The sequence below is a fragment of the Mesorhizobium sp. P160187 genome (assembly GCF_057766425.1).
In genome coordinates, this window is the sequence record NZ_JBYMDX010000004.1 from 1,522,968 (window position 1) to 1,547,292 (window position 24,325).

The 24,325-nt window shown below is 61.6% G+C and carries 22 protein-coding genes; 17 read left to right on the top strand and 5 right to left on the bottom strand.

What is annotated here, in order from left to right; translation table 11 throughout:
• Positions 1–41 precede the first annotated feature (41 nt).
• A complete protein-coding gene (locus AC3CCE_RS24385; protein ID WP_352626609.1) occupies positions 42–884 on the top strand; it encodes an SDR family oxidoreductase in 843 nt (280 codons plus the stop codon).
• Between the two features lie 131 nt (positions 885–1,015).
• Here AC3CCE_RS24385 and AC3CCE_RS24390 read toward each other — a convergent pair whose 3' ends face one another.
• Positions 1,016–4,345 (bottom strand): DEAD/DEAH box helicase, encoded by a 3,330-nt coding sequence (locus AC3CCE_RS24390; protein ID WP_352626586.1) that lies wholly within the window; start codon positions 4,343–4,345, stop codon positions 1,016–1,018.
• Positions 4,346–4,655: 310 nt separating this feature from the next.
• Here AC3CCE_RS24390 and AC3CCE_RS24395 point away from each other — a divergent pair, with 310 nt between their 5' ends.
• From AC3CCE_RS24395 to AC3CCE_RS24405, 3 genes are all read left to right on the top strand, one after another.
• Positions 4,656–5,495 (top strand): Crp/Fnr family transcriptional regulator, encoded by an 840-nt coding sequence (locus AC3CCE_RS24395; RefSeq protein ID WP_245259912.1) that lies wholly within the window; start codon positions 4,656–4,658, stop codon positions 5,493–5,495.
• Between the two features lie 19 nt (positions 5,496–5,514).
• Entirely contained in the window at positions 5,515–5,751 is a 237-nt protein-coding gene (locus tag AC3CCE_RS24400; RefSeq protein ID WP_023725511.1) for a DUF6894 family protein, read from the top strand.
• Between the two features lie 203 nt (positions 5,752–5,954).
• Complete coding sequence (locus tag AC3CCE_RS24405; protein ID WP_023725512.1) at positions 5,955–6,131, top strand: hypothetical protein; 177 nt, start codon at positions 5,955–5,957, stop codon at positions 6,129–6,131.
• Positions 6,132–6,299: 168 nt separating this feature from the next.
• Here AC3CCE_RS24405 and AC3CCE_RS24410 read toward each other — a convergent pair whose 3' ends face one another.
• The 4 genes from AC3CCE_RS24410 to AC3CCE_RS24425 form a co-directional block, all read right to left on the bottom strand.
• Positions 6,300–6,692 carry a response regulator gene (locus tag AC3CCE_RS24410; protein ID WP_023668021.1) on the bottom strand — a complete coding sequence of 131 codons (393 nt, stop codon included), beginning with the start codon at positions 6,690–6,692 and terminating at the stop codon, positions 6,300–6,302.
• A 242-nt stretch (positions 6,693–6,934) separates the two neighbouring features.
• On the bottom strand, positions 6,935–7,465 hold the full coding sequence (locus AC3CCE_RS24415; protein WP_023668020.1) for a DUF1003 domain-containing protein: 531 nt from the start codon (positions 7,463–7,465) through the stop codon (positions 6,935–6,937).
• A gap of 20 nt (positions 7,466–7,485) precedes the next feature.
• Entirely contained in the window at positions 7,486–8,544 is a 1,059-nt protein-coding gene (locus AC3CCE_RS24420; protein ID WP_352626583.1) for an alpha/beta fold hydrolase, read from the bottom strand.
• Between the two features lie 128 nt (positions 8,545–8,672).
• Complete coding sequence (locus AC3CCE_RS24425) at positions 8,673–8,927, bottom strand: hypothetical protein (protein ID WP_023681126.1); 255 nt, start codon at positions 8,925–8,927, stop codon at positions 8,673–8,675.
• 221 nt (positions 8,928–9,148) lie between these two features.
• Here AC3CCE_RS24425 and AC3CCE_RS24430 point away from each other — a divergent pair, with 221 nt between their 5' ends.
• From AC3CCE_RS24430 to AC3CCE_RS24490, 13 genes are all read left to right on the top strand, one after another.
• Positions 9,149–12,301, top strand: a complete 3,153-nt coding sequence (locus tag AC3CCE_RS24430; RefSeq protein WP_352626581.1) for a GAF domain-containing protein — start codon at positions 9,149–9,151, stop codon at positions 12,299–12,301.
• A gap of 367 nt (positions 12,302–12,668) precedes the next feature.
• Positions 12,669–13,637: a manganese catalase family protein gene (locus AC3CCE_RS24435; RefSeq protein ID WP_023681124.1), complete on the top strand. Its 969-nt coding sequence runs from the start codon at positions 12,669–12,671 to the stop codon at positions 13,635–13,637.
• A 135-nt stretch (positions 13,638–13,772) separates the two neighbouring features.
• Positions 13,773–14,822: a chemotaxis protein CheB gene (locus AC3CCE_RS24440; protein WP_023681123.1), complete on the top strand. Its 1,050-nt coding sequence runs from the start codon at positions 13,773–13,775 to the stop codon at positions 14,820–14,822.
• Positions 14,823–15,143: 321 nt separating this feature from the next.
• A complete protein-coding gene (locus tag AC3CCE_RS24445; RefSeq protein WP_352626607.1) occupies positions 15,144–15,878 on the top strand; it encodes a heme-binding protein in 735 nt (244 codons plus the stop codon).
• Entirely contained in the window at positions 15,875–17,752 is a 1,878-nt protein-coding gene (locus tag AC3CCE_RS24450; RefSeq protein WP_352626578.1) for a methanol/ethanol family PQQ-dependent dehydrogenase, read from the top strand. The genes AC3CCE_RS24445 and AC3CCE_RS24450 overlap by 4 nt, the downstream gene beginning before the upstream one ends.
• Positions 17,733–18,602 (top strand): substrate-binding domain-containing protein, encoded by an 870-nt coding sequence (locus AC3CCE_RS24455; protein WP_023754469.1) that lies wholly within the window; start codon positions 17,733–17,735, stop codon positions 18,600–18,602. Before AC3CCE_RS24450 ends, AC3CCE_RS24455 begins: the two co-directional genes overlap by 20 nt.
• Positions 18,599–19,132 (top strand): c-type cytochrome, encoded by a 534-nt coding sequence (locus AC3CCE_RS24460; protein WP_023756323.1) that lies wholly within the window; start codon positions 18,599–18,601, stop codon positions 19,130–19,132. Before AC3CCE_RS24455 ends, AC3CCE_RS24460 begins: the two co-directional genes overlap by 4 nt.
• The gene (coxB, locus tag AC3CCE_RS24465; protein ID WP_488377210.1) at positions 19,129–20,142 is read left to right on the top strand and encodes a cytochrome c oxidase subunit II; all 1,014 of its coding nucleotides are present in this window, start codon (positions 19,129–19,131) and stop codon (positions 20,140–20,142) included. Before AC3CCE_RS24460 ends, coxB begins: the two co-directional genes overlap by 4 nt.
• Positions 20,139–22,109 carry a cytochrome c oxidase subunit I gene (gene ctaD, locus AC3CCE_RS24470; RefSeq protein WP_023725519.1) on the top strand — a complete coding sequence of 657 codons (1,971 nt, stop codon included), beginning with the start codon at positions 20,139–20,141 and terminating at the stop codon, positions 22,107–22,109. The genes coxB and ctaD overlap by 4 nt, the downstream gene beginning before the upstream one ends.
• Complete coding sequence (locus AC3CCE_RS24475; RefSeq protein WP_023681116.1) at positions 22,106–22,711, top strand: cytochrome c oxidase subunit 3; 606 nt, start codon at positions 22,106–22,108, stop codon at positions 22,709–22,711. Before ctaD ends, AC3CCE_RS24475 begins: the two co-directional genes overlap by 4 nt.
• Entirely contained in the window at positions 22,711–23,052 is a 342-nt protein-coding gene (locus AC3CCE_RS24480; protein ID WP_023681115.1) for a hypothetical protein, read from the top strand. Before AC3CCE_RS24475 ends, AC3CCE_RS24480 begins: the two co-directional genes overlap by 1 nt.
• Entirely contained in the window at positions 23,049–23,927 is an 879-nt protein-coding gene (locus tag AC3CCE_RS24485) for a cytochrome c oxidase assembly protein (RefSeq protein ID WP_023668006.1), read from the top strand. The genes AC3CCE_RS24480 and AC3CCE_RS24485 overlap by 4 nt, the downstream gene beginning before the upstream one ends.
• Positions 23,908–24,324 (top strand): c-type cytochrome, encoded by a 417-nt coding sequence (locus AC3CCE_RS24490; RefSeq protein WP_023668005.1) that lies wholly within the window; start codon positions 23,908–23,910, stop codon positions 24,322–24,324. Before AC3CCE_RS24485 ends, AC3CCE_RS24490 begins: the two co-directional genes overlap by 20 nt.
• Position 24,325 lies beyond the last annotated feature (1 nt).

The following is a 24,325-nucleotide window of genomic DNA, read 5'->3' on the forward strand; positions in this document are numbered from 1 at the left end:
AATCCGGGGCCGAGCTGCGGCCTAGAGAACAGGAGCCCAATATGAGTGTTTGGTTCATCACCGGCGCAGGCCGGGGCCTCGGTCTGGATATCGCCAAGGCCGCATTGGCGGCGGGCCACAAGGTGGTGGCAACCGGCCGCAACACGGAAAAGGTCGCAAGGGCCGTGGGAAACGCCGAGAACCTCCTTATCGTCAAGCTGGACGTGACGAGCGCGGCCGACGCCGAAGCCGCTGCCCAGGCCACGTTTGACCGGTTTGGCCGCATCGACGTGCTGGTCAACAATGCGGCGAGTTTCTTTGCCGGGTACTTCGAAGAGTTGACCGCCGAACAGATGCAACTGCAGCTCAGCACCAGCCTCGTCGGACCCATGAATGTGACGCGGGCCTTTCTGCCAGCGATGCGCAAGCAGCGGTCCGGCAGGGTCATTTCGATCTCCTCGACGGCCGGGCTAATGGGTTTCGAGTTCTGCACGGCCTATTCAGCCTCGAAGTTCGGCCTCGACGGCTGGATGGAGGCGCTGCAGACCGAAGTCGTGCCGTTCGGCATCGAGACGATGATCGTGAACCCGGGCTTCTTCCGCACCGAGCTTCTCACGGAAGAGTCGACCAACTATGCCGCCCCCTCCCTCGAGGACTACCATGAGCGGCGGACGGCGCAGATCGCCTTCTGGCGTTCTCAGAACGGCAAGCAGGGGGGTGATCCGGCCAAGCTCGCGCGCGCCCTGATCACGCTCACGTCTGGGGACGTGCTCCCCCAGCGTTTCCTTGCCGGTACTGACGCCATTGCGACGGCAGAGCAGAAGATTGCCATTCTGCAGCAGCAGATCGGTGCCTATCGCGAGCTCTCGAGTTCCCTCGCCATGGACGAGAACGGCCGCAACTAACGACCCCTGCGGAACATCCGGACTTGCGGTACTGGCGGCTGAACACCACTGGCACTGCAATTCCGAGGTGAAGACTCGTGGCTGCGGCACTCCCATTGTCGTGCCGCCGCCGGATGGAGAGAAAAGGCTAGTCAGATCTCGTGCTTTGGCTGAGCTGCACGTATGGCATCAAGCGCTAAGCGAACGGCGTCGACGCCAGAGACGCCGGGCGGGATCGGCCTGAAAATCAGGCGGCCGTTCCGGTACTCCAGGCCCAACGCCTTGCTGTTCCGCCATTGGGACGCCGACGGCTTGTTCCGAAGGGTGATCGCGATGGCCTCGGGACCCAAATCGACTTTGCCGATGCCCAGTTCCGACGCTGCTATTCGCAACCTGGTAAATTCCAGCAAAAGGGCTACTTCGCCAGGCATGTCTCCAAAGCGGTCCTCGAGCTCTTCGCTGAATGTATCGAGGTCCGGCTCCGAACGGATGCGGGAGAGCCGCGCATAGAGGCCAACACGCACCGTAGGCTCTTCGACATAGCTCTTGGGAAAAGCGCCCTTTCCCGAACCGTTGATCTCGGCAAGTTGCTTGTCGAAGTCGGCCCCTCCGCCAGCCGCCGAGACCGCCCGCTCCAGCAAGTGCTCGTACAAGCCCACTCCGATCAGCTTCATATGCCCGGCCTGGTCTTCTCCGAAAAGATCTCCGGTGCCACGCAGGTCGAGGTCCCTTTGACTGATTGCCAGGCCGGAGCCGAGCCGATCGAGCGCAAGCATCGTCGAAAGCCGGGCCCTGGTGCTGTCGGCCAGTTCAACGCCAGGCTGGGTCAGAAGAAACGCAACAGCCTGCACCGCCCCCCTTCCGACCCGGCCCCGCAGCTGGTGCAACTGCGCCAGACCGAACCGGTCGGGGCGCCAAACGATGATGGTGTTGGCCCGCGGCACATCGAGGCCGCTCTCGATGATGTCGGTGCTCAACAAAATGTCGCCATCACCGTCGGCGAATCCGACCATGACTTCGTCCAGCTGTCTCCCCTTCATTTCACCATGCGCCGTCTTGACCCGGAGTTCCGGCACCAGTCTGTTCAGTTGGTCACAGGCCGGGGCAATATCCTCGATCCGCGGGACCACGAAGAAGCTCTGTCCACCCCGGTGAAATTCACGCAGAAGGGCCGCGCGCACCGATGCTGGATCGAACGCTGCCAAGATCGTGCGAACGGGACGTCTTTTGGCGGGCGGAGAGTTTAGAACGCTGACGTCCTGGATGCCCGACAACGTCGATTGCAGCGTCCGGGGTATCGGTGTGGCGCTCATGCTCAGCGTATGGAGGCGAGGCGTCATGGTCCGCAGGGCCCGCTTCAACTTGACCCCGAACCGGTGCTCCTCGTCGATCACCAGCAGTCCAAGATTGGCGAAGGTGACGCTCTTGGACGCCAGGGCCTGAGTACCCACAACGACCGCAACCTGGCCGCTCCGCAGACCCTCTTTTGCCGCTCTCGCCTCCGCTGCCCCGACCATCCTAGAAAGGTGGGCGACCTGCAGGCCGTTTCCTGCGAAGCGGCGGCTGAACGTCTCATAGTGCTGTCGTGCCAACACCGTTGTCGGTGCTATGATAGCAACCTGTTTCCCGCAGAGAGCGGCGGCGGCGCAAGCACGCAGGGCGACCTCTGTCTTGCCGAAGCCGACATCGCCGCAGACGAGCCGGTTCATTGTTCTTCCGGACGAAAGGTCATCGAGCACAGCGCGGATGGCGGCCGCTTGGTCGGGCGTCTCCGTATAGGGAAATTTCGCCGCAAAACGAGCCAAGTCCGTGCGGGAGGGCTTCAAGATCTCGGCAGGCTCGCTGGACCTGATTTTGGCAAGGCTCAAGAGGCGCTTGGCCAGCCTGTCGATCTCGCGCAACGCAGCTTCGCGTCGCTTCGGCCAGCCCTCGCCGTTGAGGCGATCAAGCGACACTGCCTCCGGTTCCGAGCCGTAGCGCCATATTCGTCCAAAGTCGTCGACCGGAACCAGCAAGGAAGCCCCGCCGTGATATTCCAGTCTGACGACATCCTGTTGCTGGCCAGCCAACTCGACCTGTTCGACCGCGGCGAGCACGCCCAGGCCATGGTCTTCATGGACGACGACATCGCCAATGCGCAACTCGGGTTCGAGTATGCCCGTGGTCGCGCTCCCGTTCGCCTTCAACGCGGGACCAAACAGGTCGGATGCGGCCACCACCGCGATATTGGATTGCGCGTCGACAAACCCTTCGTCGAGGACGAATTCAGCCTTGAGAAGAGAGCCCCTTGCGGCCGAAAGGATTTGCGGCAAGTCGGCCGCTTCCTCTGCCCGCCGGCCTAGTCTCCTATCGAGCAGGCGATCTGCTCGCTGCAATTCAGAGGCATCGCCGGTGAACACTACTCTGACTCCGGCGCTCGTCTGCCTTGTGACGAATTCCGCGAAATCATGCCCGGGTCGGGCCTGGCGGAAGAATTTGGGAACTCCCACGGCAGAAACGGCAAGTCTCACGCAGCAGCGGTTAAGCAGAGCAGCGTCCCACTCTTCACGGGATAGGTAAAATCGTCCCGGCAAAGGTTTTTTCGTTCCGGCTGCCTCCTGCCTGGCACGACGTGCATCCTCGACCAGATCCAGAATTCTGCCGAGCGGCTGCCCGTCGGTCCCTTCAAGGAAGGAGATCGAGGCGCTGGAAGCCGCATCGAAGACGGATGGCATAGCGCCATACGATGCGACCAGGCGCTCTTCCATCGACGTCGCGCGCATCGCTGTCAGCTCAGGATGCTCACCAGCTTTAAAGATCAGCTCGGATGCCGGTCCGACCGTAACCGAGTCTCGAACCTGATCGCTGAGCTGACTGAGCGGGTCGTAGGTCTTGAGCTGGCCGATGCAGGCATCGGGACCAACGATGATGCGAACGGGGCCATCCGCGCCAGCAGGGAAAATATCGATGAGATCGCCCCGAAAGGCTATCTCACCCGGTTCGTCGACCCTCTCGTCGACGACATAGCCAATGGCTTCGGACCTGGTTCTGAAATCGTCACGGTCGAGCTTTTGGCCTACCTCCAGAATTGTGAAACCGCCAGCGATGACGGGAGCAGGCGGCACCCGCTGCAGAATGGCTTCGAGCGACATTACAGCGATGCGCGGGCGATCCGGCTTCGTTGCGATCTCACGCAACGCACGAAGCCTTCGCCCCATATTGGCACGTGTGGGCCACACCCTGTCGTAGGGCAGGCAATCCCAGGACGGCAGCAAGATGATATCCGCGTCAGGCAGGAACTGACGCAAGGCGCCGGCGATCTCCTCGGCACTGCGTTCCGAGGGAGCTATATGGACGATGTGCTTATCCCGACTGGTCTCCAGCCCACGGGCCAGCGCTACCGCGATTGCTGAGGATGGCGGTCCGCCGTGCTCTATCGCAAACCCGCTGTCATCCGTGTGATCGATTTGTTCGACATCCGTCCGCGAAATATGCCTGTTCACTGAAATCTCACCTTGCCACTGAGACAACGTCAGCGGAGCCACCCCGTTCCTGGTGGCGCATCAAAGAGTTCCAGGACTGGCTGCGGGTGCAGCCCTTGAAATTGGGGGGAGCGACTGGGTCAAAGCTGCGCCGTGATCGGCGAACTCCTGGGGCTGGCTGCCCAGCGGGACAATTTCTAACCGAGCCTATGTCATAGGTTAATGCATTGCTGCCTGGCTCACCTATGGCTGTCCTAAAAAACTGGTGCTTGGATCATTCCGGGATCTTCAACCACCCTCGACGCTGGCAAAACGCCCCAGGCACGGGACCATGCCGCACGGCGGCGCCTTCTGCCGCCGCGCATATGTCCCCATGCCAATCGGAACTTTTGGCGCGGATAATAGTTCGATCACCAACATCAGCCAGGTAGTCAATTTGTTCCCCACCTCATCCTCGGATGTACTCATTCGCAAGCTTCAGACCATCTCGGATCTTCGAGAGGCCGACATCGGCGTTCTGAAAGGCATTCCGATCCAGGAGAAGGAATATTCGGCCAACCACGATCTGGTGCGTGAGGGCGACCGTCCTGTTTACTCGTTTATCGTTCTTGATGGCTTGGTCGGTTCCACCAAACATACGGGCGAAGGAAAGCGACAAATCACATCATTCTTCGTCGCCGGCGACATTCCTGATCTGCATGGGCTGCATCTGTCGGTCATGGATTGTAACTTCTCGACCCTTACGCCGGCCCGAGTAGGTTTCATGCGGCATGACACTCTGCGTGCCGTTTGCGACCAGCACCCTCGCATCGCCACCGCTTTTTGGCGGTCGACGTTGATAGATGCCGCGATTTATAGGGAGTGGGTCATCAATGTGGGAAGACGCGAGGCATACACCCGCATGGCTCACATCCTTTGCGAACTGATTTTTCGCTTGCGCTCCATGGGGCGCATTGAGGATCACGTGGCGGATATTCCCATTACCCAGGCGGCCCTTGGCGATGCACTGGGTTTGTCCACGGTCCACGTCAACCGGATGCTCCAGGAACTACGACGCAGAGGCCTCATTGCCACCTCGGGATCAAAAGTTCACGCACTGGACTGGGCCGGCCTCACTCACGCAGGAGATTTCGACACGACCTACCTGCACCAAAGGAACCCCGCAGATTAGCAGTGACGGAAGCTCTCCGATGGCACGATTTTTCTTCGACAGCGGCGATGGCGATCTCATCTTCGAGGACGAAATAGGTGTCGAATGCGCTGGCCTCGAAGAGGTCCGCCGCGCGGGATTCGAGGGCCTTGTCGACCTCACGAGAGAGTCACTGAAGAGCGTCGACGGGCAGCAATTGTTTATCGAAGTGCGTGATGAAAACGGCGCCAAGATTTTGCGGCTGAGCCTCTCGCTTCGGGTAAAATCGATCGCTTAAATTTGCACTCTGCGCTCAGCGTTAGGCGCGCGGATTGAGACTGCAAACATCCACTGGCATGTCGTTGTCTCAAAAACAGGGCCACTTTTGAGCGACATACATTAACCCATAGATTGTGCCTCGATTCGCCTCGATTTGTGTACAGGACGGGGAACCATCAAAGAGCCGCCGAGTTCGTCCAACGGACAAGCTCGGGTTCTAACATGGAAGAAATCGGCAAGGCACAACAAAAGGTCATAGCCCGCCTCATACGGCAGTGGATTTCATCGGACGCCAATCGTCGCCAGCTTCGCCAGTTGCTGGATCTGCCGACAGATACGGACATGCCCAGCGAGCATCGGTCATTGCTTGACGAACTCGACCGAAAGCTCAACCAATGAGCGCCCCTGCTTTCGGGAGGGCTCCCGAGTGGATGCGAGCCGGTGGCGAGGGGAAGGAGCTGAGGTCGACATCTGGTTGAGGCCGCCGGCCCAAGCAGACGCGAACGCTTTACGCCGGACAGCGCCGATTGAATGTTCCGTGGTTTTCGTGGAGCCGCGGTCCGATTCCTAGAGGTGAGTTTCTGCACCTTGCTGCGCGTTTAAAAGTTGAGAAACGGCAGTTATGATCTGCGGCAGAAAAAAGGGCTTGGTGATCATTATGCTGTTGGGCACACCTTCCGCTCCCCAGTGTACCGCGCTGTCGCCACTGATATAGACAACCGGGATGGTAGAGTTGGACCTTCGCAAGTGCCGAGCGACCTCCCACCCCGACTGTCCTGGTCCCAAACGGATGTCCGTGAGTACGGCCTTGAACTTGGTCGGATCGGGGTCGAAAGCCGCCAGCGCCTCGGCGGCACTCCGAGTGCCGACCACCTGGAAGCCGGCCTCCTCCAAAGCTGACTCGAGGTCGAGCAGGATCATTGTCTCATCTTCGACGATCAGAACAGCACCTTCGCTCATCCGGAATCTCCCCAAGCCGCCACCGCTAATACGATTTCGGCGTCAACTTGGTTCCATCTGACGCGCAGCAGCCTGTTGGTTATCGAAGTTCTACGCTGCTTCGATTGCGCGGCGGACTTGTGACGTCGGGAAGCCGCCCTGGAGAACCCCGACGCCGGCTTAGCTGCTTCGACAGCCCTGGACAATGAGGCTGATTACAGGCTGCAGCCGACGCTGAACCGTTGCCGGCGAGGTCGCTTTGATCAAGCGTTCTCCTGATCTTCAGAAGCTTGCTGGATTTGCGTCATCACCTTTTGGGGATCGACATTCTCGGCGAGTTCCGGCAGCTCTTTGTCGGCCGGGGTCGAGATATTCAGACGCGCCGTCAAGGCAGCCACCATCTCGATCAGCCGCGTGGTTTCATGTTCGTTCAGAAGGCTGATCTGCAAATCCAGTTCCGCTCGCCGCTCGCTGTGTGCGGCCATTCTGTTCTGATTGATCAGCACGAAAGTAGACAGGAAGATTGCCTCAACCGAGGCGACCATGGCCAGGATCACGAAAGTCGGGTCCCAGGCTGGGACGGCTGGTATCGCGCCAAGGTTCGCGAGGACCCAGACGACAAGAATTGCAAGGTGCAGATAGACGAAAGTCATGCTTCCCGCGAAGCGCGAAACAGCGCCGGCGACCCACGCTTGAACGCCTTGGTGCTCCTCTTGCTGCCGCCGGTGCTCCACCAGGGCCTGTATGTTCTGGTGGAGCACCGACTGCATGTCGGCTGGACGTTGGTCGCTCATTTGAAAGCCCCGTTTGGAGATCATTCCGTGCAAGCGGCGTCGCTTATCGCCGCTGGCTCCCGCGAGGCCGGATCTGCCTTGAACTCGTCGGCACGCGACTTGGGTCGCTGCCGAGGGCCCGCTTGGAACAAGGCGTGCCGCCCTGCAATAGTGTGCACCATGCCAACCACTGCTTGCGGGGCGCTCTGATGAACCATATGGCCGGCGCCCGGAACCACCTCAAGGAGAGACCCACCGACTTCCCCGTGCAAGCGTCGTGCATCGCGTTGCGCGTCGAACAAACGGTCCCCGGATCCCGCCATGATGCCGGTGGGCACGGCAATGTCCCTATAGTTGGCTTTTCCCAACAGGGACGCGGCCAGCATCGATGCTGTCTCGAGAGAAACCGCCCGCAGTTGGGAGGGGCTGCTGGCGACATCTTTGGCCAGTGCGGCGAAGTCGCTGGCGACGACGGCGGGTTTAAAGATCTTCTCCATTGCCCAATCCCAAGCAAGCCTTACAAGCGGCGGCAGCAAGGTGTGACGAAACGCGGTGCCGATCACAGGCAGTGCAGGGAGTGCGGCCAGTGCAAGATCCAGCCGCGGCGGCGGATAGTAATAGCCCGAGACCAGCACGATGCCGGCGACCGATTGAGAATGCCTGCGCGCCAATTCAAGGGCGATCCAAGCTCCCCAGGAATGTCCAAGCACGAGGTATTTCTCTATACCCAGCCCGCAGGCGGCGGCATGTATAAGGTCGGCTTGGTCGCGAGCGGACCAACGCCGGCCGCGCGGCCGTGAGCTTCGCCCAAAACCGGGACGATCAAATGCAAGCACCCGATAGGTCTTTGCCGCCTCATCGAAGATGCCGCTCGACTTGAAATCCTCCGCCATGGATCCATTGCCATGCAGGAGAAGCAGCGGCATGCCGGTTCCGGCTTCGATAAAATGCAGGCGCACACCATCGATCTCCATCACACGTCCGCATGCCCGGCCGGCAATCGCACGTTTGGCGCGGATGGCATTGTATGCCGCCAGCGCCGCCAACGAGGCCGCGAGCAACCCGGTCGCGAGTTTCGGTCCATCTCTGTCGAACGCCATGCCCGTGCCTGTTGGAAACCATCTGCCGACCCCAACTCTCGGGGCGAAAGCTTGTTCCGCCAGACAAGACAACGCTGTACAACCGGCTCAAGCGGCTAAAGTAGGCCTTCTCCATGGAGTTGGGACCGTTAAGCCTGGGCAGCGCTGCTGCCTCCCATTTTCCAATCACCCTGCCAACGTGCGCGCACGGCAATGATCAGCATGGCCGCTTCCGTCATCCCGGTCTGGAAAAGTCTGACCAGCTCTCTCGCGATGGATTCTGCCGCGGTAGTGTCCGACGAAATCTCAAATTCCTCACACAGCGCGTCGAAAACCGACCGAAGCGTTTTCAGGTCGTCTGGATAGAGAGCGTCCGTATTCGTAAGAATGGGTCGGTCAAGCATCAAACGTCTCCAAACGAGTGAAGTGCGGTTCGGGCACCCAGCCAGCGGGAGCTCGTCAAGTGCCCGCTGGTTTCCCCCTTTATCCGCCACAGCGCGCCAAGCTGTCATTAACCTATGACCGGTGCGGCGTGTTCGGCTGACCGGCCCGCCAAAGAAACTGCCGTCCTGCGGGGAACTCTTGGCCGCAGACTGCATTTAAGTCCGGGCAAAACGGGGGCGAAATGGGGGCCACTTCAAGCAATCCGCGATCTGAACTGCAGCGCTTCGAGCTTTTGCCGGCGCTGGGCGACCGTATTCGCGAGATTACGGATCCCGCAGAACTGGCCTACGCAGCCGCGGAACTGCTGGGGAACCATTTTGGCATCAGCCGAGCCGGATACGGCACGATCGATCTAGAGAAAGAAACGATCACCATCGACAGGGACTGGAACGCGCCAGGCATCAAAAGCCTGGCTGGGACGCTGAATTTCAGGAACTACGGCTCGTATATCGAGGATTTGAAGCGAGGCGAAACCGTTGTCTTTGAAAACGCCGAGACAGATCCGCGAACCAGCGGCCATGCGGAGGCACTCAAAGCCATCAGCGCCCAATCCGTCATCAACATGCCCGTCACCGAGCATGGCGGGCTGGTGGCGCTGTTATACCTGAACCACTCCGCGCCCAGACGCTGGGCGACGGAGGAAGTAGCCCTCATTTCGGCAGTCGCGGACCGGACGCGTACGGCGATAGAACGCCTTCGCGCCGAACTGGCCCTGCGTGAGAACGCCGAACGCCTTGCTTTTCTCGACCGCCTCGGCAGGGAGATAGCCCTCGCGGCCGACGCCGATGCTGTCATGCAGATCACCACTCGGCTCCTCGGCGAACATCTTGGCGTCTCGATTTGCGCCTATGCCGACATGGAGCAGGACCAAGACCATTTCACCATCCGCGGCGATTGGAGCGCACCTGGCTCGCCCAGCATCAGGGGATATTACAGTCTTGCCGATTTCGGTCGCCTGGCTGTCACCAATCTCAGCGCCAACAAGCCGCTTATCATCAACAACAACCTTGAGGAAATTGCTCCCGAGGAAGCGAAGACCTTTCAGGATATCGGGATAACGGCAACCATCTGTATGCCTTTGGTCAAACAAGGCCGACTGACTGCCCTGATGGCCATCCACGACAAGCAGCGCCGCGTCTGGTCCCAACGCGAACTGTCCTTGCTGACCGAGGTGACGGAGCGGTCCTGGGCTCACATCGAGCGCGTTCGCTCGGAGCAGGCGGCACGGGCGAGCGAGGAGCGGCTGAGGCTTGCCACCGACGCGGCCGCTATTGGCACCTGGGATTACGATCCCATCAGCGGAGTGCTGCGTTGGGACGACCGGTGCAAAGCCCTTTTTGGTTTGCCGCCGGACGCGGAGGTGACATATGAAAGCGCCTTCCTGGCGGGCCTCCACCCGGAAGATCGCGCACGGGCCGACGAGGCCGTACGCCAGTCGCTCGCGCCGGGCACCCCCTCCCGCTACGACATCGAATACCGGACGATCGGCCTTCGGGATGGCAAGGAGCGCTGGATTGCCGCAACGGGGGAAGCGCTTTTCCAGTCCGGCCGTGCGATCCGCTTCATCGGCACCGTGGTCGACGTCACCGCGCGAAAGCGGGTGGAGCATCAGCTTCAGTTGATGAACGCCACTGCGGCAGCCGTGGCGGCCGAGCTTGACGTAGAGCGAATTGTCCAGACGGTAACCGATGCCGGCGTGGTGCTGTCGGGCGCACAATTTGGAGCTTTCTTCTACAATGTGATCGACGACAAGGGCGACAGCTATGTGCTCTACGCCCTGTCGGGGGCACCTCGTTCTGCTTTCGAAAACTTTCCGATGCCGCGCAACACCGCGGTGTTCGAGCCCACTTTCCGCGGAACAAGCGTGGTGCGTTCCGACGATATCCTCACCGATCCGCGCTACGGCAAGAACTGGCCCCGCAAGGGAATGCCGGAGGGCCATCTACCGGTGCGTTCCTATCTCGCCGTGCCGGTCGTCTCGCGTTCGGGCGAGGTCCTGGGCGGCCTCTTCCTTGGTCATTCAGAGACCGGCGTGTTCGCCGAACAGCAAGAAGCGGCCTTGCTGGGGCTTGCCGGCCATGCCGCGACGGCCATCGACAACTCCCGACTGTTCAAGGCGCTGCAGACACTCAACGGCACGCTCGAACAACGTGTCAGAGACGAAGTTGCCGAACGTACCAGAGCAGAAGAGCACCTGCGCCAAGCCCAGAAGATGGAAGCTGTCGGACAGCTCACCGGTGGCATCGCGCATGACTTCAACAATATGCTGGCCGTCATCATCGGCGGCCTGAACCTTGTGCAGCGCAAGCTCAGAAACGGCGATACCAACGTCCACCAATTCGTAACCGGCGCGATCGATGGAGCACAACGTGCCGCAGAACTTACCAGGCGACTGCTCGCCTTTTCCCGCCAGCAACCACTGGCGCCGAAGCGGCTGAATCCAAATCGCCTCGTCTCCGGTATGAGCGAATTGCTGAACCGGACGCTTGGCGAGACCATCCAGATCGAGACCGTGCTCGCCGCGGGCCTATGGCATGTCGAGGCCGACGCAGGGCAATTGGAAAGCGCGCTGCTCAACCTTTGCGTCAACGCAAGGGATGCCATGCCTGCTGGCGGCAAGCTGACGATCGAGACATCAAACGCCCACGTCGACGATCGCTATGCCAGGGAGAACGCGATCCCCTCCGGCCAGTATGTGATGATAGCGGTCACCGATACAGGAACGGGCATGACTGCTGATGTTGTCGCAAGAGCCTTCGATCCGTTCTTCACCACCAAGGGGGTCGGCAAAGGCACCGGGCTGGGACTCAGCCAAGTCTATGGGTTTGTTCGCCAGTCCGGCGGCAGTGTGAAGATCTATTCCGAGCAGGGCATCGGAACCAGCTTGAAAATATATTTGCCGCGCTCGCACCATGGCGTGCTCGACAGCCAAATCGACGTCGTGGCAGGCGAGCACCCCGGCTGTGCAGACGAGATCATCATGGTTGTCGAGGATGAAGATCGCGTCCGGCTGATGGCCGCGGAAGCGCTGCGGGAACTGGGCTACTCCGTGCTGGAAATGCAAGGTCCACGCGAAGCGCTGGTGGCCGTCGAAAGCGGGCAAGTGCCGTCGCTTCTGTTCACCGACGTGGTGATGCCGGAGATGTCGGGCCGGGAGCTGGTGGATCAGGTCAAGACAATGCACCCGTCGCTAAAAGTGCTCTACACCACCGGCTACACACGAAATGCGATTGTCCACAACGGCACGCTCGATTTCGGAACCGAACTTTTGACAAAGCCCTACACGATCGACGAATTGGCAGAGAAAGTCCGGAAGGTGCTGGATCGAAAGTGAACGGGCAACAGCCCGCGACGCTCGCCGTGTGACCGAACCCGGCGTTTGCCGCGTAAGGTGTGCGGCGAAACGGGCCGAAGGTGTCGACACCGACATCGTATTAATATGGCCCGGCTTCACTTTTCCGAGCCAGTATCCCTCCAGATTTTGTCTACCTCTTGCCCATCCGCGGCCTTGCTCATTGCCGTGATGGCGCAGCACGATCGAAATCTCGTTGCCGCCGGTCACCGGTCGGAGAAATAAATGCCGCCTCTGGCTCCCTGCGATGCTCAACACTGAAGCTGCCGTAAAAATGCTCGCTGGCCGATGGCCGGATGGAACAATCATCTTGCGGGGATGTTCGGATGATCTAACCGGAGAGATGTCCATGTTCATGCACAACAAGCGCCTGCAATACACCGTTCGCGTCTCGGAGCCGAATCCTCGCCTGGCCTGCATGATCATGGAACAGTTCGGCGGCGCCGATGGCGAGCTTGCAGCGGCCATGCGCTATTTCACGCAAGGGCTTGGCGAGGACGATCTTGGCCGTCGTGACATGTTGCTCGATATTGCGACCGAAGAACTCAGCCATCTCGAAGTGGTGGGATCAATCGTCACCATGCTCAACAAGGGGCTCAAGGCACAGCTGGCCGAGGGCCAAATGAAGGAAGCCGACCTTTACCTGATGATCGGCGCCAGCGGCACAACAGCCAAGGAATCAATTCTGTTCGGCGGCGCTCCCGCGCTGTGCGACTCAGCCGGCGTTCCCTGGACCGCGGCCTATGTCGACTCGCGCGGTGAACCTACGGTGGATTTGCGGTCGAATATCGCCGCCGAAGCCCGCGCCAAGATCGTTTACGAACGCCTCATCAACATCACCGACGACCCGGGAATCAAGGACGCGCTCGGCTTCCTGATGACCCGCGAGATCGCGCACCAGAAGTCGTTTGAGAAAGCACTCTACGCGATCGAAAACAATTTCCCTTCCGGCAAGCTCCCAGGCGTAGAGAAGTACGCCAGCATGTATGTCAACACCTCTCAAGGCGACGGCGATGTCGCTGGCCCATGGAATTCCGGCGAAGAGTGGGATCGGATCGATGACCTTGAAGAGGTGATGCCCGTCGACGGCGGAGACGGCCTGGCAACTGTCAAGCTGGGGGCCAAAGACATGAAGGTGGTGGCCAGGATGGCCGACCGTACGCTTTCCGATCCGGCTTCCGATCCGACAACAGGCGCTGATCTAGGAGCAGGCCCGGGAGCTGGCCGTACCAAGAACGCCGATTTCGGCGGCGCGGCAAGCATTCAGGAGGCCCCGGCCGTGGCAGAGGCTGCTGTCAAACGCGCACGTAGGCGTTAGTACAGAGCCGACGCGGGCATCTATGTTCCGCGATACGGCCGGAAGCTAACACCGACGAAGGCAGGGCGCCCGACCAGCAACGGGCTGGCCGGAGCGCTCGCATCGACATCTGTGCTGAATGTGGGTGAAGCAACCATGGCCACCGCCGCACCACGATCAGATTCGGAGCGTGCGGGCCAGCCGGACAAGGTCCGTCCCGACGGTTGCGAGAACCGGTGCATCGTGACAATCGGAGCATCGGCCGGCGGCGTCGACGCGCTGAAGAGACTTGTCCGCGATCTTTCGCCGGACATCCCGGCGGCTCTCCTCGTCGTACAGCACGTTGGTCCCACGAGTTACCTCGGCGACATTCTCGGTCGCGCTGCCAACATGCCCGTTGCAAATGCCTCCAACGGCATGAAGGTTAAAAACGGGCACATCTTCGTTGCACCGCCCGGAGCTCACCTTCTGTTACATGACGATCATATGCTGCTGCGGCGCGGGCCGCGCGAGAACCTGGCGCGCCCCGCCATCGACCCCCTGTTTCGATCGGCGGCCTGCAGCTTTGGCGGCAGCGTGATCGGCGTCGTGCTCACAGGCAGCCTCTCCGACGGCACCGCCGGCCTGCACGCAATCAAGATGTGCGGAGGCGTCAGCGTAGTCCAGGACCCCGGCGACGCTGCAGTACCCGACATGCCGCTGAGCGCCTTGCAGAATGTGGAAATCGACCATTGCGTCCCTCTGTCCGAAATGGCTGGCCTGTTGCACAGGCTTGCTTCCGAAATCGCAGGACCGACACCAGAAATCCCGTCCGGCATCCGCCTTGAGGCAGCGATTGCAGCTCAGGAGCACAGCACAATGGAACTGACCGAAGGCCAGCTTGGCGCCCCCTCGACATTTGTCTGCCCCGAATGTCATGGCCCCCTATGGGAGATAGAAGACGGGCCGATTACCCGTTACCGCTGCCACACCGGACATGCGTTCGGGGCAGACGTTTTGATGCAGGCCCAGGCTGACGATGCGGAACAGGCTCTTTGGAGCCTTTTAAGAGCGCACCAGCAGCGGGCTGAGTTGGCGAAACGTACGGCAAAACGCGAAGCCGCGCGGGAAAGACACAGCCTGGCCAGCCAAATGGCTGCGCGGGCCGCGGAGTACGAAGCCGACGCGAAACTTATTGAAGAGATCATCCATCGTCGAACGCCGTGACAAGGCAACAGCGTTTGTCAGGGCGGGTGCGTCTGCGCCATCCCGATCGCATTTTCCTGGATCAGCCGCGTTGCCTCACCGCTTGGCCTGTGGCCACGGGTATCCAGGTCCCATGCTTTGATTGAACACCTGCACCCAAATCCAACTGCACGAATTTTATGCAAAGCAGGAACATAGAAGCATTACGCGAGTTAGGCACTGACGCACTGGACGTATCCTCGCATTCTGCGGTCTGCCGGGGTGGTCCTTGTTATGTAAATGAATGCCAGGACAATGTATCGCTCGCAGCTTTTCGTACCTCTTTTTGGCCTGCTGTTGCTGATGGGTGGCCTGTTCCACGGGCACGATGCCATGGCGCAGGAGCCCTGTCCGGCCGATCACGATAAGCTGCTTGCAGCCCTCAAAGCCAACGTGAAGGCAAGCGGCGGACCAGCCAATGGCGGCTTTGAAACCAACGAATGGGCAGCCATCGTTGCCCGTGACGGCACTGTCTGCGCGATTGCGTTCAGCGGCCCCACCCCCGACTCGCAATGGCCGGGAAGTCGGCTCATAGCAGCGGAGAAAGCCAACACGGCCAACGGTCTCAGCCTGGCTCAGATGGCCCTCTCTACGGCCAATCTCTATGCGGGGGTGCAGCCGGGCGGGCCGCTATTTGGCCTGCAGGAGACCAATCCCGTCAACCAGGCCGCGGCCTATACGGGCGATCCCAAAACGTTCGGAAGCGCCGGCGACCCGCTCGTCGGCAAGCCGATCGGAGGCGTCGTGGTGTTTGGCGGCGGGCTTGCCCTCTACGACGGCAAGAGCATTGTCGGCGGCCTCGGCGTTTCAGGCGATTCCTCATGCGCCGATCACAATGTCGCCTGGCGTATCCGCGCGGCGCTCGGCTTCGACAAGGTCCCGGCAGGCGTCAATCCAAATCGCAAGGATGCCATTGTCTACGATCTGGACCCCGGCGGCAAAAGCGCTTCGGGCTGGGGCCATCCGCTTTGTGCCGGAACGGAGGCCGACATCGCGGCCGAACTCGGCGCCGGCGTGGGAGGCTCGATCAATAAATGAAAGCTATGCCGCAGTTGGCATTAACGCGCGTTGACGTAGAACGACGTACCCGCAAATTGGCAGCCGGGAATTCCTTTGGCGCTATCCTTCTGGTGACGCTGCTCGCCTGCCAGCTGCTTCTGGGCGCTGCGTCCGAGCCTCCTAAAACACCAGCGATCGTACCGCCAGCCGCAGCTTCGCCACCCGATGACGGCCAATGGACGATGCCGGCCAAGAACTACGCGTCGACGCGCTTCAGCGAACTCTCCGAGATCAATGAAGGCAACGTCAAGAACCTGCAAGTCGCGTTCACGTTCTCGACAGGCGTGAACAAGGGCCAGGAAGCAGCGCCGCTGGTCGTCGGCAACAACATGTATATCGTGACGCCCTTTCCCAACTTCGTCTATGCGCTCGATCTCTCCAAGCCCGGCGCCCCGATGAAGTGGAAGTACGAACCCAATCCCGAGCCGGCGGCACAGGGGGTGGCCTGCTGCGACGTCGTCAACCGAGGGGTGGCATTCGCCGACGGGCGAATCTTTTTCAATACGCTGGACGGCCACACGATTGCCCTTGATGCGAACACGGGCAAGCCGATCTGGAACACTCATGTCGGCAACATCAACATCGGCGAGACCATCACCATGGCGCCGCTTGTGGTGAAGGGCAAAGTGCTGGTCGGCAATTCCGGCGGCGAGATGGGCGTTCGCGGCTGGGTAAAGGCGCTCGACGCCGGCGACGGTCATGTCGTCTGGATCGCCTATAGCACCGGGCCGGACAAGGACGTGCTGATCGGATCGGACTTCAAGCCGCACTACGACATGGACAAAGGCAAGGATCTTGGCGTCACAACGTGGCCGCCGGAAGCCTGGAAGATCGGCGGCGGCAACATGTGGGGCTGGATTTCCTATGATCCCGATCTGAACTTGATCTTCCACGGCACCGGCAATCCCGGACCATGGAATCCGGATTTGCGGCCGGGCGACAACAAGTGGACGTCTGGCATTTTCGCGCGCGATCCCGACACCGGCGCGGCGAAATGGTTCTATCAGTGGAGCCCGCATGACCTCCACGATTATGACGGCATCAACGAGCAGATCCTGCTCGACATGACCTGGCAGGGCAAGCCGCGCAAGGTGCTGATCCGGCCGGAGCGCAACGGCTATCTCTACATCCTCGACCGGACAACCGGCGAGGTGCTGTCGGCAAAACCGTTTGGTCCGGTCAACTCCAGCAAAGGTGTGGATCTGAAAACCGGTCGGCTGATCGTAAACCCGGACAAGAAGACCGGCACCGGCAAGGTCGTTCGCGATATCTGTCCGACGGCGTCGGGCCTCAAGGACTGGCAGCCTTCCGCGTTCTCGCCGAAGACCGGCCTGCTCTACATCCCGCACAACAATCTGTGCATGGATGAAGAAGGCGTCGAGGTGAACTACATCGCCGGCACGCCCTATGTGGGCATGAACGTCCGCATGATACCAGGGCCTGGCGGTAATCGCGGCGCCTTCACCGCCTGGGACATCGCCGCGGAGAAACCCGCCTGGAGCCTCAAGGAGAATTTCCCGGTGTGGAGCGGCGCGGTGGTGACCGCCGGCGACGTTGTCTTCTATGGCACGATGGAAGGCTGGTTCAAGGCGGTCAGCGCCAAGACCGGAGACCTGCTTTGGCAGTTCAAGACCTCGTCCGGGATCATCGGCCAGCCCATCACCTATCGCGGTCCCGACGGGCACCAATATGTCGCCATCCTCTCAGGCGTCGGCGGCTGGGCCGGCGCCATTGTATCGGGCGATCTTGACCCGCGTGACGCCACCGCCGCGCTCGGTTTCGTCAATGCCATGAAGGATCTGAAGAACGCGACAACCTCGGGAGGCACGCTTTATGTGTTCCGGCTGCCTTGATGGATTGTACTTGACCGTAGGTCCGGCGCGAAAGGGGTGTCAACGGCTGGCGATCGGCATGGCCGCGATTGCCTTCGTGTTCTTGACGGCCACAGCCGACGCACGTGAGCTGAGGGTCTGCGCCGATCCGAACAACCTGCCGTTCTCCAACGCGGCAGGTCAGGGCTTCGAGAACAGGATCGCAGAAATCGTTGCGTCCGATCTCGGCGCCAAGCTGACCTATACCTGGTGGGCGCAGCGTCGCGGCTTCATCCGCAATACGCTGAAGGCGGGCCTGTGCGATCTCGTGCCGGGCACGCCGAGCAACCTCGAAATGCTGCGCACCACCACGCCCTACTACCGATCGTCCTATGTCTTCGTCACCCGCAGGGACGGCCCCGACGTAGCATCGTTCAATGATCCGCGGCTGCGCGACATGCGGATCGGTGTTCAGCTCATCGGCGACGATGGCGCCAATTCGCCTCCGGTCCAGGCGCTTGGCCGCCGCGGTATCGTCGGGCACCTCGTTGGCTATCCGGTCTATGGCGACTATTCCGCCCCCAACCCGCCGGCGCGCATCGTCGAAGCGGTGGCGAGTGGCGAGATCGACCTTGCCGTGGTCTGGGGCCCCCTCGCCGGCTACTTCGCCGCCAGGCAGAAGGTGCCGCTCCGCATCACGCCGGTTGCGCCCCGCATCGACGGACCGCAACTGCCGATGATCTACGACATCTCGATGGGCGTCCGCCGCGAAGACGATGCGCTGCGCGGCGATGTCAATGGCGCCCTCTCCAGGCACAAGGTCGAGATAGATGCCTTGCTGTCACAGTACGGCGTGCCGCGCCTCGATGCCTCGGGGAGCCCGGTGCGATGAGAGCCGTTGTGGCCATGCTCCTGTTTCCAGTCCTGGCGCTCGCTGCCTGCCAGCGCGAGGACCGTGACACGCGCCCGCAATCGGCGCTCGGATCGGGCGAGCAGCCGACGCCTGTGACCACGCTGGAGCCCGGCGGACAGCGCCCCCCCGCCAGCGATAACAAGGCGGCGAGCTTCGAGGCCAACGCCTTCCATATGAGCGAAGGGAAACGGCTTTTCGGCTGGTTCAACTGTTCGGGATGCCACGCCAATGGCGGCGGCGGCATGGGGCCGGCCCTGATGGACCAGAAGTGGCTCTATGGCAGCTCGATCGAAAGCATCCATGCCACGATCCGCGACGGTCGGCCAAACGGCATGCCGAGCTTCCGCGACAAGATTCCCGACGACCAGATCTGGGAGCTTGCGGCTTTCGTGCGCTCGCTGAGCGGCAACGCGCCGTCTTCCGCCGCGCCGCAACGCAATGACGACATGATGGCGCATCCGTCGGAAAACCGCATGCCCGACGCGGCCACGCTGGGGAAGTCGCCGTGAAACGTCTCGTCTCGATGGCGTTCGCCACCACCGGCGCTCTGTTGCTCCAGGGATGCGCGGGCTGGCAATCCGCCCTCGACCCGAAAGGTCCCGCGGCGAGCGAACTGGCATGGCTGATCTGGTTCTTCACCGCGCTCTGCGCCGTGGTGTGGGTGCTGGTGATGATCGCCCTCGTCGTACCCTTGATGATGCGGTCGCGCGCGCAGGCGGAGCCGCTCGCGATCAAGGCCGGCGCCGACGACCGGAAGCTGCGCGCGGTGATGACCGCCGTCGGGTTGACCGCCATTGTCCTGATCGGACTGACCTTGCTGAGCTTCTTCGCCAACAGGACGCTCGCCGCGATCGGCTCGGATGCCGCACTGACCATTCGGGTCACCGGCCATCAATGGTGGTGGGAGGTGCGCTATGAGGATGCCACGCCAAGCCGGATCCTGACCACGGCGAACGAGATCCATATCCCCGCCGGGGAGCCGGTGAAGCTTCTTCTGACCTCGACCGACGTCATCCATTCCTTCTGGATTCCGAGCCTTTCGGGCAAGCTCGACCTCATTCCCGGCCACATGAACGTGCTCGACCTCAAGGCAGACAAGCCTGGTGTTTACCGAGGTCAATGCGCCGAGTTCTGCGGGGCGCAGCACGCAAACATGGGCACCTTCATCATCGCCGAGCCGCGTGCGAAGTTCGACGCCTGGTGGAACGACCAGTTGCAGCCGGCAGCTACTCCGACGGGGGACGAGGCCAAGGCCGGCCAGGATCTGTTTCTGAAGCGCCCTTGCGTGATGTGTCACAGAATAGGCGGCACGCCTGCCGGAGGAACGGTCGCCCCTGACCTCACCCATATAGCCAGCCGGCAGACGCTTGCCGCCGGGACATTGACGATGAGCCGCGGCAATCTCGCCGCCTGGATAGCCGACCCACAGGGCATCAAGCCCGGATCCCACATGCCGGTGGTGGAGCTCAGCGGCGACGAACTCAACGCCATGGTCGCCTACCTCGAGGCGCTTAAATGAGCAGCGCGGACCTCACAAGCGAACGCGACCTGCCGCGCGAAACGCCCGCCACAGGCGACGTCGCACCCGAGCATGACGGACCGCGCGACACCGGCATGGACGATGCCAGCCTGGATCGCTGGCTGGCGCGGACATGGCGCACGCCCCCCGGCATCATCGGCGCGCTGTCGAGCGTCGACCACAAGGTCGTCGCACGGCGCTATCTGATCACCGCCTTCGTGTTTCTGTGCCTGGGCGGGCTCAACGCTGTCGCCATGCGCATCCAGCTCTCAGGGCCGCAGCGCGGTCTGATCGGCCCGGACCTCTACAACCAGCTGTTCACGATGCATGGTGTGACCATGATGTTCCTGTTCGCCGTGCCCATCGTGCAGGCGACAGGCATCTATCTCGTCCCGCTGATGGTCGGCAGCCGCAACATCGCCTTTCCCCGCCTGAACGCGTTCAGCTACTGGATCTATGTTTCGGGCGGTATATTTGCCTGGGTGTCTTTCGCGCTCAACATGGCGCCCGACGTCGGCTGGTTTGCTTATGTGCCGCTGTCAGGCCCCGAATTCGCGCCGGGCAAGCGGGCCGACGTCTGGGCCCAGATGATCACTTATACAGAAGTATCCTCGCTGGCGGTCGCGGTGGCAACCATCGTCACCGTGTTCAAGCAGCGAGCCCCCGGCATGTCGCTGGACAGGATTCCGCTCTACGTCTGGGCAATGCTGGTTACCTCCTTCGTCGTCGTCTTCGCCATGCCCGCGGTGATGATCACCTCGACCTTCCTGATCCTCGACCGGCTGGTCGGCACACATATCTTCAACCCCGCCGAGGGCGGCGACGCACTGCTCTTCCAGCATCTGTTCTGGTTCTTTGGCCATCCCGAGGTCTACATCATCTTCCTGCCGGCGACGGGCATGGTCTCCGCGATCATCCCGGTCTTCGCCCGGCGTCCCGTGTTCGGGCATCTCGGGCTGGTCTTGTCGCTGATCGCCGTCGGTTTCCTTTCGTTCGGCCTCTGGGTCCATCACATGTTCGCGACGGGGCTACCCAAGCTCGGCGCCAGCTTCTTCACCGCGTCGAGCATGCTGATCGCCATCCCCAATGGCGTTCAGATCTTCTGCTGGCTGGCGACCTTGTGGGACGGCAGGCCGGTGATCCGCACGCCGCTGCTGTTCGTGTTCGGCTTCTTTTTCATCTTCGTCATCGGCGGCCTCACCGGCGTCATGCTCGCTTCGGTGCCGCTGGACCTCCAGGTGCACGACACTTATTTCGTCGTCGCCCATTTCCATTACGTGCTGATCGGCGGTTCGGTCTTCCCGCTGCTGGGCGCGGCCTATTTCTGGTTCCCCAAGATCAGCGGCCGCATGATGAGCGAGCGTCTCGGGCGCTGGCATTTCTGGCTGGCTTTCATCGGCTTCAACGCGGCTTTTTTTCCAATGCATCTCGTCGGGCTCTGGGGCATGCCACGAAGGGTCTACACCTATCCGGCCGAGCTTGGCTGGGGCAACATCAACCTGTTCATCAGCGCTGGCGCGGTGCTCTTTTTCCTCAGCTTCGTACTGTTCACTTTCAATCTTGTACACGGCGCGTTGAAGGGCGCGCTGGCCGGAAACAATCCCTGGGATGCCGGTACGCTCGAATGGGCGACGTCTTCGCCGCCGCCAAGCTATAATTTCGCGCGGATACCGATTGTCACACATGTCGAGCCGCTCTGGGCCGAACGGGAGGCGATGCCTGTGGCGACCGGACTCCGCGTCGATGTCCGTGAGCTATTGATCTCAACCGTGGCGGAAGCCCACCCCGACATTCGCGAGAAATCGGCGACACCGTCGATCTGGCCGCTGCTGGCGGCAATCGCCGTCGGCGGTACGTTTGTCTATTCGATCTTCACGCCCTGGGCGATCGTCTGGGGCGCCGCGCCGATCGCCATCACCTTGATCGGCTGGTTCTGGCCCAAGGACGACCCGGAGGATGAGGGATGAGTGAGCGTCCCAGCTTGGATCTTTCGGACCTCCCAACCTTTGGACATGGTCCGCGCAGCCCGACTTGGTGGGGAACGCTCGGCTTCATGGCGCTGGAAGGCATGGGCTTTGCGTTGGCCGCCGGCGCTTATCTCTATCTCGCCACTTTGTGGCCCAACTGGCGTCTAAGCGCCCCGCACCCCAACCATTGGCCCGGAACGATCGTCACCATCCTGTTCATTATCAGCGTGGTGCCGAATCACATCCTCCACGGCCATGCCAAGCAATGCGCGATCGTACCGGTCCGGATCGGGCTGGTGGTGATGTCGCTGCTCGGTCTGGCCCCGCTTGTCGTGCGCTGGTTCGAATTCCCTGCGCTGAACATCTACTGGGACACGAACGCCTATGGCTCGATGCTCTGGGTGCTGCTCGGGCTGCACACCACACACCTGATCACCGATGTCGGCGACACCATCGTTTTGACGGTGCTGATGTTCACACGCCATGGCTACAGCGGCCGGCGCTTCGGCGATGTCGGCGATAATGTCTTCTATTGGGATTTCGTGGTGCTGACCTGGATCCCGATCTATCTGCTCATCTACTGGATGCCGAGGCTAGGCTGATGCGTGCGTTGAAAATGGGAACGTCCTGGGGTGGTCTTCTGTCGGGGCCGATGGCTTGGGCAATCTCGACGCAGCTGAACTACGCACTCGTACCATGGCAGTGCAACCGCCAGGTGCCGGTGGTGCTTCCCGTGGCACTGGTGCTCGCCGTGCTTTCGCTGCTCGGCGGTGCCTTGTCATGGCGGGCGAAGCGGCAGGGCGGCGCCGCCTTCAAGCCTGAGCGCACGCGCAGCACCGAGCAGTTCGTCGCCGATCTCGGCATGCTTGCGGCATTGCTGTTTGCCCTCGTCATCATCATGCAAGGCAGCGCGGCTCTCATTCTCGACGAGTGCCTGCGATGAGCTTCGACGCGTTCTTCTCGACCTCGATCTGCTACGGCGCCGGCGCGCCCGAGGCCGGATGGACGCTCGCATTTCCCATCACGTTTCCGCTGGCCGCGATTGCCTTCCTTTATACCATCGGAGCGACTCGGTTGTGGCGCCGCAGCAGCCGAGGCCGTCCCGAGCGGATGCGGCAGGCGTTGTTTTTCGCCGCCGGTTGGGGCGTGCTGACGGCAGCACTGGTCAGCCCCATCCATGCGCTCGGCGAGCGGGTGTTTGCCGCCCATATGATCGAGCATGAACTGCTGATGGCGGTGGCGGCGCCCCTCCTTGTCGCCGCTTGCCCAGGCGCAGTCCTGCTCTGGTCCTTGCCGGCCGCACTTCGCCGCGGAACGGGCAAGCTCACGCGCGCAAAGACGCTGCAATCGGTTTGGGCCCTGGTGATCCGCCCCCTCAACGCGACGATCATTCACGGCGTCGCTATCTGGATCTGGCACATTCCGGCGTTGTTCCAGGCAGCGCTCCAGCAGGGCTTTCTTCATTATGCCCAGCATGCGAGCTTCCTCGGCACAGCCTTGCTGTTCTGGTGGGCGCTCCTACCGCGCCCCGGTCGGCAGCAGACCTATGGCAACTCCGTCATGCATCTTTTCTTCACCTCGCTTCATACCGGCCTGCTCGGTGTCCTGCTGCTGATGTCGCCCAAACTCTGGTATCCGGAGAATGGCGCCGGCGCGGCATTGTGGGGACTGACCGCGATCGAGGACCAGCAGCTCGCCGGATTGGTAATGTGGGTTCCGGCCGGCTTGATCTATGGCGGCGCCGCCTTGCTGCTCGCCGGCCTCTGGATAAGCAGCAGCGCAACCAGGGAGGCAACACATGCGTTCCGACCTGGTTAGGCTGATCGGGGGCGCCCTTGCCGCAATCCTGCTGCTGACCGCGGCTGTCGCAGCCGCGACTTTGTGGTCCGACCGGCGCGAGCGCGTCCGGCACGAGTCGGATGCAGCGACCGGGGGCGTAGGCGCTCGCGCCATTCCAATCATGACGGCGAATGGCTGCTCCGGCTGCCATACGATACCCGGCGTGCCGGGTGCGCAAGGCCAGGTCGGACCCCGCCTGGACGGTGGCCTTGCCGACAGGGTCTTTATCGGTGGCCTGCTGGCAAACAATCCGGAGAACATGGTCCGCTGGATACGCTCGGCGAGGGAAGTCAATCGGCACACGGCCATGCCGTCGACGAGGATCACCGAGCAACAGGCGCGGGACATCGCCGCTTATCTCTACGCGTTGAAGTAAT

What these genes read in the sequence shown, in the direction of transcription:
- AC3CCE_RS24400 (WP_023725511.1), top strand. Translation starts at nt 5,515, where the DNA reads ATGGCACGATTTTTCTTCGACAGCGGCGATGGCGATCTCATCTTCGAG.
- AC3CCE_RS24420 (WP_352626583.1), bottom strand. Translation starts at nt 8,544, where the DNA reads ATGGCGTTCGACAGAGATGGACCGAAACTCGCGACCGGGTTGCTCGCG.
- AC3CCE_RS24395 (WP_245259912.1), top strand. Translation starts at nt 4,656, where the DNA reads ATGCCGCACGGCGGCGCCTTCTGCCGCCGCGCATATGTCCCCATGCCA.
- AC3CCE_RS24440 (WP_023681123.1), top strand. Translation starts at nt 13,773, where the DNA reads ATGGCCACCGCCGCACCACGATCAGATTCGGAGCGTGCGGGCCAGCCG.
- AC3CCE_RS24385 (WP_352626609.1), top strand. Translation starts at nt 42, where the DNA reads ATGAGTGTTTGGTTCATCACCGGCGCAGGCCGGGGCCTCGGTCTGGAT.
- AC3CCE_RS24445 (WP_352626607.1), top strand. Translation starts at nt 15,144, where the DNA reads ATGGGTGGCCTGTTCCACGGGCACGATGCCATGGCGCAGGAGCCCTGT.
- AC3CCE_RS24430 (WP_352626581.1), top strand. Translation starts at nt 9,149, where the DNA reads ATGGGGGCCACTTCAAGCAATCCGCGATCTGAACTGCAGCGCTTCGAG.
- AC3CCE_RS24460 (WP_023756323.1), top strand. Translation starts at nt 18,599, where the DNA reads ATGAGAGCCGTTGTGGCCATGCTCCTGTTTCCAGTCCTGGCGCTCGCT.
- AC3CCE_RS24415 (WP_023668020.1), bottom strand. Translation starts at nt 7,465, where the DNA reads ATGAGCGACCAACGTCCAGCCGACATGCAGTCGGTGCTCCACCAGAAC.
- AC3CCE_RS24410 (WP_023668021.1), bottom strand. Translation starts at nt 6,692, where the DNA reads ATGAGCGAAGGTGCTGTTCTGATCGTCGAAGATGAGACAATGATCCTG.
- AC3CCE_RS24405 (WP_023725512.1), top strand. Translation starts at nt 5,955, where the DNA reads ATGGAAGAAATCGGCAAGGCACAACAAAAGGTCATAGCCCGCCTCATA.
- AC3CCE_RS24475 (WP_023681116.1), top strand. Translation starts at nt 22,106, where the DNA reads ATGAGTGAGCGTCCCAGCTTGGATCTTTCGGACCTCCCAACCTTTGGA.
- AC3CCE_RS24425 (WP_023681126.1), bottom strand. Translation starts at nt 8,927, where the DNA reads ATGCTTGACCGACCCATTCTTACGAATACGGACGCTCTCTATCCAGAC.
- AC3CCE_RS24480 (WP_023681115.1), top strand. Translation starts at nt 22,711, where the DNA reads ATGCGTGCGTTGAAAATGGGAACGTCCTGGGGTGGTCTTCTGTCGGGG.
- AC3CCE_RS24450 (WP_352626578.1), top strand. Translation starts at nt 15,875, where the DNA reads ATGAAAGCTATGCCGCAGTTGGCATTAACGCGCGTTGACGTAGAACGA.
- AC3CCE_RS24490 (WP_023668005.1), top strand. Translation starts at nt 23,908, where the DNA reads ATGCGTTCCGACCTGGTTAGGCTGATCGGGGGCGCCCTTGCCGCAATC.
- AC3CCE_RS24455 (WP_023754469.1), top strand. Translation starts at nt 17,733, where the DNA reads ATGTGTTCCGGCTGCCTTGATGGATTGTACTTGACCGTAGGTCCGGCG.
- AC3CCE_RS24435 (WP_023681124.1), top strand. Translation starts at nt 12,669, where the DNA reads ATGTTCATGCACAACAAGCGCCTGCAATACACCGTTCGCGTCTCGGAG.
- AC3CCE_RS24485 (WP_023668006.1), top strand. Translation starts at nt 23,049, where the DNA reads ATGAGCTTCGACGCGTTCTTCTCGACCTCGATCTGCTACGGCGCCGGC.
- ctaD (WP_023725519.1), top strand. Translation starts at nt 20,139, where the DNA reads ATGAGCAGCGCGGACCTCACAAGCGAACGCGACCTGCCGCGCGAAACG.